Below are 13,709 nucleotides of genomic sequence, written 5' to 3'. Positions count from 1 at the left end.
GCGGTGGGTTGTCGATGATCGGGGAGGGTGGTTCCGCCATCTTGCATTGGGAAGCCCGCTATTTGGGCGGATTTCCGCAATCTGTGCCACAGGGGCTTCCACCAAGGAGCAGCTTGTGCCTGCTCCAGAGGGAAGCGGGCTATTTTATGCCGCCTTGGTCCCTGGCCGCAGGCCAGGCTCTCAGGCCTGTGCCAACTGCCTGTCCAGCACGCGCACCGTCTCGTACAGCACCCGCGTGCCGTCCAGCAGCTGGGCGGGTTCTATCCATTCCTCGGGCGCGTGGCTGCGGCCGTGGAGGCAGGGGATGAAGATCATGCCCATGGGTCCGGTGGGCGCCATGTAGACGGCGTCATGGCCGGCGCCGCTGGGCATGCGCATGTGGGCGTAGCCCAGGTTGCGGCAGGCCTGCTCCACGCCCTGCATGACGGGCGCGGCGCAGTCCGTGGGCTGGGAGCGGCTCACGTCGGCCATCTCGGCGCGCACGCGCAAGGCGGCCAGGCCGGGCAGGACTTCGGCCAGCAGTTCCTCGGGGAAGCACTCCAGCACGCCGGGTTGGTCGCTGCGCACTTCCATCATCATTTCGACCAGCCCGGGCACGGCATTGGAGGCATTGGGCGTGAGCGAGAGCCGGCCCACGGTGGCCACCACATAGTGGGGTTGGCCGCTGAGCGCAGCGGCCTTGCGGTTGGCGGCATCGATGATGCGCGCCGCGCCCACCAGCGCGTCCTGGCGGATGTCCATGGGCGTGGTGCCCGCGTGGTCGGCCTGGCCGTGCACGGTGAAGCTCACGCGGCGTATGCCCACGATGTTCGTCACCACGCCGATCGGCAGGCCGCGCTGCTCCAGCACCGGGCCCTGCTCTATGTGCAGTTCCACAAAGGCGGCCGTGCCGCCGGCGCTGCGCAGCGGGCGGTCCAGCGCCTCGGGCCGCGCGCCGATGCGGCGCATGCCTTCGGCCAGGGTTTCGCCTTCGGGGTTGCGTGCGGCCAGCATGGCGGAGTCCAGCTTGCCCGACAGCGCGCGGCTGCCTATGCAGGAGATGCCGTAGTCGCTGGGTTCTTCGGACAGGAAGTCGATCACCTCGAACGGGTGCTGCAGTGCGATGCCGTTTTCGTGCAGGCAGTGCGCGACCTCGATGCCGGCCAGCACGCCGATGATGCCGTCGAAGCGCCCGCCCATCATCACGGTATCGCAGTGCGATCCGGTGGAGATGGGTGCGCGCTGCACCGCACCTGCGGCAGCCGGCAGGCGGCCCACGAGGTTGCCGCCCTCATCCAGATGGACCTGCATGCCCGCTGCCTCGAACTGCCCGCGCAGCCAGGCGCGGGCCTGGTCGAATTCGGGGGAGAAGGCGCGACGCGTCCACGGCACGTCGGGCAGGGTGAAGGTGGACAGGGTCTCCACGCGGCGCCACAGGCGCTCGGCATTGATGGGGGGAAAGTCGGGGGCGGAGGAAGCGGGCAGGGCGGTCATCGGTCTCGGTGGCGTCTGGAGCAGCTGGGATCGGGCAGCCCGAATTCTCGCGCGAAAAAAACAGTCCTCACGGCAGGGGGCGCAGGCCCGCCAGCAGGCGCTCGAGCGTGTCGAAGCTCACGGGTTTGACCAGGTGGTGGTCCATGCCGGCTTCCCGCGATCGTCTCAGGTCCTCCTCCTGCCCCCAGCCCGTGAGCGCGATCAGCACGACCTGGTCGCGGCCGTGCTCGGCACGGATGCGGCGGGCGACCTCCAGGCCGTCCATGCCGGGCAGGCCGATGTCCAGCAGCACCACTTCGGGCCTGAACGCCGCGTGCATGGCCAGGGCGCCGGGGCCGTCCCGGGCAATCTCGACTTCGGCGCCCAGCAGCCTGAGCAGCATGGCCAGTGTGTCGGCGGCGTCGATGTTGTCATCGACCACCAGGATGCGGCCGAAGGAAGTTGCATCCTCGGGCCGGGCATGCGGTGCCTGCCCCGCCAGGGGAGGGGCCTGGGTGGGCAGGGGCAGGTGCAGCCTGAATTCGCTGCCCTGGCCCATGCCCTCGCTGAGCGCCTGCACGCTGCCGCCATGCATCTCGACCAGGCTGCGCACCAGGGTCAGCCCGATGCCCAGGCCGCCCTGCCCGCGGCGGCCGTTGCGGTCCACCTGCATGAACAGATCGAACACCTTGCCCAGCAGGGCGGGCGGGATGCCGATGCCGTTGTCGCGCACCGAGACCACGGCCTGCGCGCCATCGGTCCAGGCGGCCAGGACAATGTGGCCGCCGGCGTCCGAGTACTTGGCGGCATTGTTGAGAAGGTTGGAGACCATCTGCTCCAGCCGCACGGGGTCGGCCAGCAGCAGCACGGGCCCGGCGGGCAGTTCCAGGTGCAACCGGTGGTCGCCTGCTTCGATGACCGAGCTGCTGGCGGCCACCACGCCTTGCAGCACATCGTTGAGGTCCACGATTTCCTTGCGCAGCTGCACCTTGCCCGTGGTGATGCGCGAGACCTCCAGCAAGTCGTCCACCATGCGGATCATGTGGTTGACCTGGCGCTCCAGCATCTCGTGGCTGTGGCGCACGCTGTCGTCGCCGCTGGCGGTGCGCTTGAGGATTTGCAGGCCGTGGCTGATGGGTGCCAGCGGATTGCGCAGCTCATGCGCCAGCGTGGCCAGGAATTCATCCTTGCGTCGGTCGGCTTCCTTGAGGTGGTGCTCGGCCTGTTTGAGTTCGGTGATGTCCTGGATGACGGAGCAGGTGCCTATGAGCTGGCCGTCGTCATCGCGCAGCGGCGCGCAGCTGACGCGCATCCACCATTCGCGGCCATCGTCGTCGGTGTGCAGCATCTCCAGACCCGGCATGACCACTTCGCCGCGCAGCGCGCGCTTGCAGGGCCAGTTCTCGGGGGCAATGGGCTGGCCCTTGTCATCCCATCCCTTCCAGCGCGGCATGCGGTCCGCCAGGGTGGAAGGAATGGCGCGCGGCACGAAGCGGTCCATGAGCGCATTGCTCAATACCATGGTGCCGCTCATGTCCGATACCCCCACGCCCGCAGGCATCTGGTCGATGATGGCGCGCAGCTTTTTCTCGTTGGCCTGCAGGGCGGCATGGGCCTGTTCGCGCACGCGCGCCAGTTGCAGCAGCGATGCGATGCGCGCCAGCAGCTCGCGCGCCGAAAAGGGCTTGACCAGGTAGTCGTCCGCGCCCGCGCGCAGGCCTTCGACCTGGGCCTCCTGGCCGGCCCGTGCGGACAGCATGATGACGGGAATGGCGCGCGTGGCCTCGTCACTGCGCAGCGCATGCAGCAGCTCGAAGCCGTCGAGCACGGGCATCATCACGTCGGCCAGCACCAGGTCGGGCCGCTGGCGGTGGATGCTGGCCAGCGCGGCGCGGCCATCGCCCACGATCTCCACTTCATACAGCGGCTCCAGCAACTGGCCGATGTAGCTGCGCATGTCGGCGTTGTCATCGGCGCAGACGATGCGGGCACGCGCGGGCTGCGCACCGTGCATGTCCTGCCGCACGGGCCTGGCTTCGCGGCCGGTGCCCGGGGCGGGCTCGCCGGGCAGCCAGCGCAGGGCCTCATCCACCTGCGGGTGCGCGGCAGGCGGGCGCGCGGGCCGGTGCTCGGCCGGAAGATGCGCATGCCCCCTGGGCAGGCGCACGGTGAAGCGGCTGCCTTCGCCCTCCGTGCTGCTGACCGTGACGGTGCCGCCATGCAGCCGCGCCAGCTCCTGCACCATGGCCAGGCCGATGCCCGTGCCCTCGTGCGTGCGGGCCGGCTTGCCGGGGATGCGGTGAAAACGCTGGAAGAGATGGGGCAGGTGCTGGGGCGCAATGCCCGATCCGGTGTCGCTGACGGACAGCTCCACCTCACCATCCGCACCATCCGCACCGCTCGCATCGTGCACATCGCGCAGCGCCACGGCGATCTCGCCTTGCAGCGTGAACTTGAAGGCGTTGGACAGCAGGTTGAGCACGATTTTTTCGTACATGTCGCGGTCCACATGGACCGGCCCGTCCAGCGGCGGGCAATCCACGCGCAGCCGCAGGCCGGCTTGCTCCACGGCCGAGCGGAACATGCTGGCCAGCTCGGCCGTGATGCGGGCCAGGTCCGTGGGCTCGTAGCTGGCCTGCATGCGCCCGGCCTCTATGCGCGAGAAGTCCAGCAGGGCGTTGACCAGTTTTTGCAGGCGCAGCGCGTTGCGGTGGATCATCTGCGTCTGCCCGGCAGGCACCTGGCCGCCGTGCTCGCGCAGGGCATCTTCCAGCGGGCCCAGGACCAGGGTCAGCGGCGTGCGCAGCTCGTGGCTGACGTTGGAAAAGAATACGGTCTTGGCATGGTCCACCTCGGCCAGGGCCTTGGCGCGCCGTGCTTCCTGCTCGTAGGCCTGGGCGTGCGCGACCACGCCGCCCGTGTGGCTTGCCACCATGTCGAGGAAGGCGCAATAGTCCACATCCAGCGGGCGGCGCGGGCTGACGCCCAGCACCATCACGCCCGAGACCTGGCCGTCGCCCGACCAGCGCACGGGCACGATGCGCGCCAGGCGCGAGGCCTCGGGCCAGGGGCCGCCGGGCAGGGACAGGCCCAGGCACGCCAGTTCCACATTGGCGGACTGGCCCGGCTGGGCCGCCTGATACGCCTGATTCGCCCGGTCCGTTAGGTCCGCTCGGTCCGATGGATCGGATTGCACGGCCCGGTCCAGCGGCCAGCGCGAGGGGTCGGCCGCCAGTTCCATGTCCAGGCCCATGCCTGTGGCGCAGAGCATCCTGAAGGCCGGGCCGCTGGCGCCTGCGCTGCCAGCGGCAGGGATGTCCACGCATTCGTAGATGATGGCGAAGGGCACGTCATAGGGGTTCTCGTCCAGCACGGCGCAGACTTTCTGGGCGGCGTCCCTGGCGTTGTGCATGTCCAGCGTGCGTATGCCCAGGCGGTGCAGCGTCTCCAGGCGCCTGCGGCTGACGATTTTTTCCGTGGTCTCGGTGCAGGGGCAGAACACGCCCTGCACGGTGACGCCGTCATCGGCCAGGATGGGGCCGTAGGTGAAGGTCACGAAGACCTCTTCCTGCGGCAGGTCGCGGTCGAAGAAGTAGCGCGCGTCGGTGGACCAGGTGGCCTCGCCGGTACGCATCACGCCTTCCAGCATGGGGCCGATATCGCTCCAGATCTCGCTCCAGCAGTGCGCACCGGCCTGTCCCAGCGCCTGGGGATGCTTGCTGGTGCCCAGGAAGGGGATGTATCCATCGTTGTAGATCAGTCGGAAGTCTTCGCCCCACCAGATGATGATGGGAAAGCGCGAGCCCAGCGCCAGGCTCACGGCGTTGCGCAGGTTCTGCGGCCAGCCGTCCGGCGCTCCCAGGGGCGTGGCCGCCCAGTCGTGGGAGCGCACGCGTGCCGGCATTTCGCCGCGCTGCGGCAGGAATCGAAAACTGTCTTCTGAGTTCACACTTTCTCCCACGGCAATTGCGGGTCTCGGGTCTCGGGCCTGGCCGCAGTCGCGGTTATTTTGACGTGGAGTGGCCCGCTCGCTTGCCGCGGCCCGAGCCCGACAGCTTGCCGCCGCCGCTTTGCCTGTTCACGGTGGCCCAGGCGCGCTTTTCAGCTTCTTCGTGGCCCACGCCGCCCGACTCGTAGCTGTCTTCGATATGTCGGGCCTGGCGCTTTTGCTTATCGGTATAGGCCGATTTGTCACCTTGTGGCATGTCACTCTCCCTTGCGCGTCTGTTCCTGCTCCGGGGACGGTGGCAGCTCGATGGGCGGCGCCGTGGTGGGCGGGTCGATGGGCTCGGGCCCGCGCGGGCGGCCAGGCTGGCGGTTGGGATCATCGGGGGCCACGGGGTCGTTGGGCGTGGTCGGCACCTGGGGAATATTGGGTGCGTGGGGCAGGGGGTGGTTCATGGTGCGTGTCCTTTTGGGGGTGTGTGGTGATGAGGGGTGCATGCCCTCTCAGCGCGCAGGCGTGGAGGTGGGGGCAGGGGCCGTGGCCGGATCAGCCTGCTGCGGCGCGGCGGAAGGCGCGGGCGGCGACGCGGGCTGTGTCGCGGGAGACGGTGAGGGCGAAGTCGTTCCAGTCGCTCCAGTGGCGCTGGGCGCATCCAGCCGGCCCTTGGGGGCCATGAAGTTGAACATCAGCACCAGGATCAGTGCGACGGCGGCGGTGAGTGCGCCAATGCGCAGGGGCCAGCGTCCGTCGCGGAGGTGGTTGTTCTCGCTGCGCTGGCGTTCGAGGGGGGCATGCATTCGGCGGGGTGAGTTGTCCATGGCGGGCTCCTTCAGTCCATGAGCTTTCACCTTAGGCCCGGCGGCGGCCTGCAGCTGTCGGACAAGGCATGCCCTGCGGGAGCGACAAGCCGCTGCACGGCGGTGGGGCTTGGCAGGACGGGCCGGACAGGCTTTTGGACAGGCACGCCGCTTGCCACCAAGCCAGGTTTCAGGCGTGGCGCCTGCGCCGGTCGGCCGGTTCTATGCGCAGCAGCTGGCGGTATTTGGTGACGGTGCGGCGCGCCACGACCAGGCCCTGGGCACCGAGCTGGCGTGCGATTTCAACATCCGACAGCGGCCGGGCATCGGACTCGGCAGCGATGATGTCGCCGATCAGCTCGCGGATGGCCGTGGCCGAGCAGGCATTGCCGCTGGCGCTGAGCATGGGGCGCGAGAAGAAATGCTTGAGCTCGAACACGCCCGTGGGCGTGGCCATGTATTTGTTGTTGGTCACGCGCGAGACGGTGGACTCGTGCACGCCCACTTCCTCGGCAATCTCGCGCAGCACCAGCGGCTTCATGGCCATGGCGCCGAACTCCAGGAACAGCTGCTGCTTGCGCACGATGGCCTGCGCCACCTCGAGGATGGTGGAAAAGCGCTGCTCCACGTTGCGCACCGTCCAGCGCGCATCCTGCAGGTGGTCGGCCAGTTGGTTCTGGCCGCTGCGGCGGTGGCGCTGAAACAGCTGCTCGTAGACGCGGTTCAGGCGCACGCGCGGCACGACCGCGGGGTTGAGGTGCACGTTCCAGCCGTTCTGGCCCCGGCGCACGATCACGTCGGGAACGATGTAGTCCACGTGGGAAGAGCCGAAGTTCCAGCCCGGCCTGGGGTTCAGCCGACGTATGCAGTCCAGCGCCTGCGTGATCTGCGCGGGCGGCACCTGCAGCGCCCGGGCCAGCCGGGGCACATCGCGGGCGGCCAGCGCATCCATGTGGTCCTGCACCATGGCCTGGACCAGCTGGCGCAGGTGGGCATCGCCGATCTGCGGGCATTGCAGCAACAGGCATTCGCCCACACTGCGGGCGGCCACGCCGGCCGGGTCCAGCGATTGCACCAGGCGCAAGGCAATGAGCATTTCCTGCGCGTCAGGTGCGGGGCTGAGGGCCAGCAGGCCGGCCAGTTCCTGCAGGTCGGTGCGCAGATAGCCGTCGTCGTCCAGCGACTCCACGATGGCGCGGGCCATGCACAGGTCGCGCGGCGTCATCGCCATCACATTGAGCTGGCCGTGCAGGTGCATGGCCAGCGTGGTCTCGCAGGCCGCCAGATCCATGGCCGTGCTTTCTCCATCCCCACCCTGGCGCGTGCCCGCATGCATGTCGGCCAGCCACAGGTCGCGGTCGTCGGCGGGTTCGGTGGCGGGGCCGGGCAGGTGGTCGGCCGGGTCGGGCGGGTGCTGCATGCCGGGAAGATCGCGGTCCATGTCCAGACCGATGCCCGTGCCGACGCCGTCATCCATGCCCGTGTCCGGGGACAGGCCTGCCTCCGGGGCCAGCCTGCCCATGCCGCCTTCCCGGTCCTCTTCACCCAGCTCCTTGCCGTCGAGCAGCCCCTGTTCGTACTCGCCGTCCTGCGCATCCTGCGGGTCTTCCAGGAACGGGTTGTCCTCCAGCTTGCTGCGCACCACGGCGGCAAAGTCCAGCGAGGACATCTGCAGCATCCGCACTGCAAGCTGCAGGCGGGGAGAAAGCGTCTGGGACTGGCGTATGTCCGCCCTGAGGTGCATGGAACCCATTTCATCTCCTTGGTGCGATGACCCGAAGACGCAAGCTCCATGCCGCCATGCGGGCGGCGAATCGTCTGGATACACTTTGGGCACGAAACCTGCTGTGGTCTCCCTGCGCAGGCGGCACGGGGCCCAGGGTTTTGCCGCCGCTGCGGGGGATCGGTTCTGGAACAGCGGGGCCGGTCATGGCGTCCACGGCAGAAATTGCCGTTTGGGCGCAAGGTTTTCTGCAAACTTTGCCATGTACCAGTCCACCAGCTTCCACACGGTCCCGCCCCCGGGGGCCCAGAATTCCGTTGCACGGGAGGCGCCGCGTGATGCCCTGCCCGAAGATCCCATGTCCATACGCCTGAGGTTGGTCCTGCTGCTGCTGGCCTTGCTGGTCTTTGTGCTGGCGGCCTCGTCCTGGCTGCTGTTGCGCGCCTACCAATCCGAGCAGGCGGCGCAGGAGCAGGCCGCGCGTGTCAGCAGCATGGCCATGGCCCGTCTGCTGGACAAGGAGCCGCGCACGGCCGGCGCCGACCAGGTGCTGGCGGCCCTGGGGCCCTTGCTGGACACCGGCTGGCCCGGCTTTCTGGTGGACAGCACGGGCCGCGCCATACCGGCCGGACACGGCGCTGCAGCCGACCTGCCTGCCTTGCCCGCCGACTTCAGCGAGCGGCTGGCGGCCAGCCTGGCGCAGGCTGCGCCTGGCGCGAAAAGTGCGGGGCAAGGCGCAGGGCAGGGCTGGCTGGATCTGCCCGATGCGCAGGGCGGGCCGCTGCGGGCCTTCTTCAGCAAGTCCGCCCAGGGCTGGACCTGGGTGAGCTGGGTCCCCTGTTCTGCGCTGGACCCCGCATGCTCCCGGCCTCTGAAGGGGGTGATCTGGGTGGCCATCGTTTTGTTTGCGGTGGCGGGCCTCGGACTGGCGCGGCTGGCGCTGCGGGGCAGCGCTGCCCTGGTGTTGCCGGCAATGGGCGGCAAGGCGCAAGACCATGGCCAGGGCGGCGGTGATGCCGGCCTGTCCGAAGGCGCTGCGGTGGACACTGCCGGCCTCGATGCGGCCGCTGCCCGTCTCCAGAGCGAACGCCTGCAGGTGGTGGGGCGGCTGGCAGGCCGGTTTTCCCATGAGTTCAACAACCAGCTGGGCATTCTGAGCAACAGCGCCTATCTGATAGAGCGGCGCTCCGAGGACCCGGGCCTGCGCCTGCCCGCCCAGGCCATGCTGCGCTCGGTGGACACGGCCAGCCGCCTCACGCAGCAACTGCTGCGTTTTGGGGCGCACCATTGCACGCATGCGCTGGTGGTGGACCTGTACCGCTGGCTGCCCGGCCTGCAGGGCACGCTGGCCGTGGTGCTGGGCAAGCGCATGGCGCTGGAGGTGGCGGAGCCTGCCGAGGCCAGTCAGCCCGGCCAGCCGGCGCCGCGATTGGGCGTGCACGTGGACCCGGACGAATTGGAACTGGCGCTGATCAGCATTTTTCTCGCCATCCGCGAAGCAATGACCGATGGCGCGCAGGTGCACATGGCCGCCCGGCCCCTGTCCGAGGACCAGGACCAGGCCGCAGCTTCTCGCGGGAATGCGCTGGTTGAGATCCGCATCGAGGCCATGGCCCACGGGGCGGGCGCCGCCAGCACCGGCTCCGGTACTGGCGAGGCGGGCGCGCCACGGCTGGAAAGTGTGGAAAGGCAGGACCCGCCGCCTGTCTTCACTCCATTGAACGATGCCGATGCGGACGCCACCTGCGGCCTGACCCTGGCGCGCCGCCTGTGCCTGGAGCGCGGCGGCGTGGTGCGGGCCGAGGGTGAGCATGGCCGCTGCCTGGCGGTCTCACTGGTGCTGCCGCGCGTGGCCATGGCGGCGCAGGACTGCCTGGCGCAAAGGCTGGACTGACAGGCTGCCTGGCCGCTTTCAGCGCGGCACGCTCGGCTTGCACAGGTTGAAGATGGCCAGCAGCGCAACGGCGCAGGCCAGAGAGACGAAGATGGACATGGAGGTGGCCGGCGCCTCCGTCTGCGCATTCATGGCCGAAGGCCCCAGCAGCGGCGCCAGCAGCCACCCGCCCAGCAGTGCGCCAATGGCGCCTATGACCACGTTGAGCAAAATGCCTTGCTCGGCCTGGGTGTTCGTGACCATGCTGGTAATCCAGCCGATCAGGCCACCCACCATCAGCCAGATGAGGAAGTCCATGGCATCGCCCTTGAAAAAAAGTTACGGTTGGTGGTCAAGGGCAATCGGCGTGCCCGGCTCCTGCAGGCCGTTCAGAGCCTCGGCTTGTCAGGGGCGGTGTCCTGGTCCGAGGCAGGGCGAATCTCTGCACGCTCCGCCTCATGGCCCGAAGGCGTCTGGGCATCCAGGCCCCGGTCGGGCGACTCGCTGACCTGGGGCAGGTCGGCGGCGTGCTCTATCAATTCCTCGATGATGAAGCGGCCATAGAGTTGGGCGCGCTCGGCGCCGGCGGCCTTCAGGGCATCGGCGGCCGTGCGTGCGGCCTCGTCGTTGTCCACGCGCACCACCAGCCAGTGGTAGCCGCGTTCGGCCAGGGCCTGGTGGGCCTTGACCAGGTTGAGCTCCTGGCCCACGGCGGCAACGGGGCTGGCCTGGCGCAGGTCTTCATCGATCTGGGCCAGCATTTCCCGGTCGGAATAGCGCTGGATGTCCTGGGCGGGCAGCTCAAGCGCCTGCAGCGCGGCCACGCCGTCATCGGCCTGCGCAGCCGTGGGAAACGAGACCACCATGTGGCCCACGGGCTTGAAGACACCGTAGGCGCGGGGAGGAGAGGAGTCCATGGGCTTGTCCTTGGTTGCACGAAGGTGCAAGCAAGGTGGCAAGCAGCGTGCCTGCAAGTTTGGGTGTCAGCCGTGCTCGGCGTCCGTCTCGCCCTTTTTGCCGCCCGCATAGTCCCTGAGCCGGTTGTACAGGGTCTTGAGGCTGATGCCGAGCACGGCCGCCGTGCGTTCCTTCTGGTACTTGCACTGCTTGAGCGTGGCCTGGATGAGCAGCCGCTCGGCCTGCGCCATGGTCATGCCGATGGGCAGCTGTATGGTGGCCGGCTCGGTGTCGGGCAGGTCGTAGGTGGCGGCTGCATGGGCGTGGTCGGCGGGCGCATGCGCTGTGATGGTGGGGGGGATGGGCGCAGTCAGTGGCGCGCTCACTGGCGCGCTCAACGGCGCGCTCATTGGCATGGACCCCGCCTGCGGCATATGTGGCATTTGCGGCAGGTGCAGGGCGTGGGCGGCCGGATGCACCGGGGCCGGCTGCTGGACAATGGCCACGGGCGGCCGGGGCAGCCATTCCTGGCTCACCAGCGGGCCGGGCTCCATCACATAGGCGCGCTGCACGGCATTGCGCAACTCGCGCACATTGCCGGGCCAGCTGTATTGCGCAAGCTGCTTGAGGGCCGATGCCGTGAATTGCTTGGCCAGGCCCTCGCGCTGGGAGATGGCCTCCATGAAATGCTGCGCAAGCAGCGGAACGTCGGTCAGGCGCTCGCGCAGCGGCGGCAGCTCGATGGGGAAGACGTTCAGGCGGTACAGCAGGTCTTCGCGCAGCTTGCCGCTGGCCACGGCCTCGTAGGGGCAGCGGTTGGTGGCGGCGATCACGCGCACATCGGTCTGCAGCGTCTGGGTGGAGCCCACGCGCATGAAGCGCCCGGTCTCCAGCACGCGCAGCAGCTTGACCTGCAGCTCCATGGGCATTTCCGTGATTTCGTCCAGAAACAGCGTGCCCGTGGCCGCGCGCTCGAAAAAGCCCTGGTGCTGGCGGTCGGCGCCGGTGAAGCTGCCCTTTTCGTGGCCAAAGATCTCGCTTTCGATCAGGTGCGGAGAAATGGCCCCGCAGTTGACCGCCAGGAAGGGCCGGCTGCGCCGCTGGCTCAGCTCATGCAGGGTCTGTGCCACGACTTCCTTGCCGGTGCCGCTTTCGCCCGTCAGAAAGACCGTGACCGAGGTGCCGGCCACCCGCTCCATCTGCTGGTACAGCCGCTGCATGGGGGCCGAGCCGCCCCACAGCCGGCCAAAGCGCCCTTCCTGGGCGCAGTAGCCGGCGCCTGTCCTGTCTTGCGGGGTGATCTGGTCGAAGGCCGCGCCCGTGACGGTGCTGGTGCCCGTCTCCGGCAGGCCGGCCGTGGGGATCAGAAAGCGCGAAAGAATGTCCTCCAGCCGCCCGATGCCCACGGGCTTGACCAGATAGTCCATGGCGCCGCGGCGCAGGGCCTCGATGGACGAGTCCAGGCTGGCGTGGCCGGTCACCAGCACGATCTGCGAGTCCTGCGGCACCTGCTGGTCACCGAAAAGGTCCATGCCGTTGCCATCGGGCAGTTGCAGGTCCAGCAGCACCAGGCTGGGCGGCTGCATGGCCATCTGCCGGCGCGCGTCGCGCAGGGTGTGGGCCACGGCGACCGAGAAGCGGTCCACGCCCACGAGTTCGCGCATGGTCGCTGCGGAATCCGCATCGTCATCGACGATCAGCACGTGGTTCATTGCATGGCCTCCAGGGGTCCTCGCCGCAACGCGTTTTGACAAAATTTCATGATCTGCCAGTTTAAGGGCGAGCATGCGGGCGTCTTTGTCAGTCCACAGGCACAGTGTTTGCCGGGCGTGCGGGAGGCGGGATCAGGGAGGCGGCTGGCGACTGGCGCGCCGGCCGCTGCGGGGCTGCAGCAGCCCCAGGAACAGGCATTCCTTGGCGCTCAGTCCGCGCGGGCGCCTGTCCGGTGCGGTGGGAATGTCCTGTCCCGGTTGCTCGCACAGGGCCAGCACCTGGGGATGGATGTAGAACTTGCGGCAAACCGCACAGGTATTGCCCAGGCGCCGGGCGACCTGCGTGACCAGAGCGTTCAGCGCCGCCGCACTGGTGCCTGCGCCTTCTTGCGGCGCTGCCTTGCCTGCGGTCAGCACCAGTTCCAGCGCGTACACGCTGGCATGCCAGGTGCGGAAATCCTTGGCGCTGAAATCCGGGCCGTCTGCGGCATCTCCGACATCTGCGGCATCTGCGGCATCAGCCCCATGGGCCGCAGCCTTGCCGCAAATCCTGCGGATGTAGTCGTTCACATGCTCGGATCGCACATGGTGCACTTCGCCTTCATCGTCGATGAACTGGAACAGCCGCTGGCCCGGCAGCTCCTGGCAGCGCTTGACGATGCGGGCCACGGCGCGGTCGGACACGCGGGCCTGCTGCAGCACGCCGCTCTTGCCCTTGAAGCTCAGCGTCAGCTCACCCGCGTGCACCTGGGCATGGCGGTTTCTGAGCGTGGTGAGGCCGTAGGATCCATTGCTCTCGGAATACTCGTCATTGCCTATGCGCAGGGCCGTGCAGTCCAGCAGCCAGACGATGGCGGCCACCACGGTGTCCAGCTGCGGCCGGCCTGGCTTGAGGTCGCGCGCCACCGCCCGACGGATGGCGGGCAGGTGGCGGCCAAAGGCGCGCATGCGGTCGAACTTGACCTGCTTGCGCTGTTCCTGCCACTGCGGGTGGTAGCGGTACTGCTTGCGGCCCCGGGCATCGCGGCCCGTGGCCTGCAGGTGGCCCTGGGCATCGGGGCAGATCCAGACATCCACATAGGCCGGTGGAATGGCGAGTTTGCGTATGCGCGCCAGCGCCTGGGCATCGCGCACGGGCTTGCCGTCCTGTGCCACGTAGGAAAAGCCCTTGCCGCGCCGCACGCGGCGCCAGCCGGGCATGCGGTCGTTCACATAGCTCAGGGCAGGGCCGGGGCCGTCCCCCTTCGCTGCCTTGCCCCTGGCTGGCGCGGAGCTCAGTGCACCCCCTGCGGTGGTGGTGGCGGGCGGG

General features: G+C 68.7%; 11 protein-coding genes. 1 reads left to right on the top strand and 10 read right to left on the bottom strand.

Translation table 11 applies throughout. From position 1 onward, the window contains the following. Window positions 1–180 precede the first annotated feature (180 nt). From A9976_RS06370 to rpoN, 6 genes are all read right to left on the bottom strand, one after another. Complete coding sequence (locus A9976_RS06370; protein WP_183018307.1) at window positions 181–1,473, bottom strand: Zn-dependent hydrolase; 1,293 nt, start codon at window positions 1,471–1,473, stop codon at window positions 181–183. Between the two features lie 67 nt (window positions 1,474–1,540). Further along, window positions 1,541–5,401, bottom strand: a complete 3,861-nt coding sequence (locus tag A9976_RS06365) for an ATP-binding protein (RefSeq protein ID WP_310889372.1) — start codon at window positions 5,399–5,401, stop codon at window positions 1,541–1,543. A 55-nt stretch (window positions 5,402–5,456) separates the two neighbouring features. Further along, window positions 5,457–5,657 carry a hypothetical protein gene (locus A9976_RS06360; RefSeq protein ID WP_183018306.1) on the bottom strand — a complete coding sequence of 67 codons (201 nt, stop codon included), beginning with the start codon at window positions 5,655–5,657 and terminating at the stop codon, window positions 5,457–5,459. 1 nt (window position 5,658) lies between these two features. Further along, the gene (locus A9976_RS06355; RefSeq protein WP_012206153.1) at window positions 5,659–5,853 is read right to left on the bottom strand and encodes a hypothetical protein; all 195 of its coding nucleotides are present in this window, start codon (window positions 5,851–5,853) and stop codon (window positions 5,659–5,661) included. A 48-nt stretch (window positions 5,854–5,901) separates the two neighbouring features. Beyond that, on the bottom strand, window positions 5,902–6,216 hold the full coding sequence (locus A9976_RS06350) for a hypothetical protein (RefSeq protein WP_183018305.1): 315 nt from the start codon (window positions 6,214–6,216) through the stop codon (window positions 5,902–5,904). A gap of 169 nt (window positions 6,217–6,385) precedes the next feature. Continuing rightward, complete coding sequence (gene rpoN, locus A9976_RS06345) at window positions 6,386–7,948, bottom strand: RNA polymerase factor sigma-54 (RefSeq protein WP_183018304.1); 1,563 nt, start codon at window positions 7,946–7,948, stop codon at window positions 6,386–6,388. A gap of 232 nt (window positions 7,949–8,180) precedes the next feature. On the opposite strand from rpoN, the gene A9976_RS06340 reads away from it, so the two are divergent. Then, window positions 8,181–9,812 carry a hypothetical protein gene (locus A9976_RS06340; protein WP_183018303.1) on the top strand — a complete coding sequence of 544 codons (1,632 nt, stop codon included), beginning with the start codon at window positions 8,181–8,183 and terminating at the stop codon, window positions 9,810–9,812. 18 nt (window positions 9,813–9,830) lie between these two features. Here the strand turns inward: A9976_RS06340 and A9976_RS06335 are convergent, their stop codons facing one another. From A9976_RS06335 to A9976_RS06320, 4 genes are all read right to left on the bottom strand, one after another. Next, entirely contained in the window at window positions 9,831–10,109 is a 279-nt protein-coding gene (locus A9976_RS06335; protein WP_183018302.1) for a GlsB/YeaQ/YmgE family stress response membrane protein, read from the bottom strand. A gap of 71 nt (window positions 10,110–10,180) precedes the next feature. Then, window positions 10,181–10,708, bottom strand: coding sequence for a hypothetical protein (locus A9976_RS06330; RefSeq protein WP_099733364.1), 528 nt, complete (start codon window positions 10,706–10,708; stop codon window positions 10,181–10,183). Between the two features lie 66 nt (window positions 10,709–10,774). Next, entirely contained in the window at window positions 10,775–12,400 is a 1,626-nt protein-coding gene (locus tag A9976_RS06325) for a sigma-54 dependent transcriptional regulator (protein WP_183018301.1), read from the bottom strand. Between the two features lie 132 nt (window positions 12,401–12,532). Further along, on the bottom strand, window positions 12,533–13,600 hold the full coding sequence (locus tag A9976_RS06320) for a DNA topoisomerase IB (protein ID WP_183018326.1): 1,068 nt from the start codon (window positions 13,598–13,600) through the stop codon (window positions 12,533–12,535). Window positions 13,601–13,709: the final 109 nt, after the last annotated feature.

This window comes from Delftia sp. UME58, assembly GCF_014170385.1.
Lineage (GTDB): Bacteria > Pseudomonadota > Gammaproteobacteria > Burkholderiales > Burkholderiaceae_C > Comamonas > Comamonas acidovorans.
This window is presented reverse-complemented; position numbering and strand designations above follow the sequence as displayed.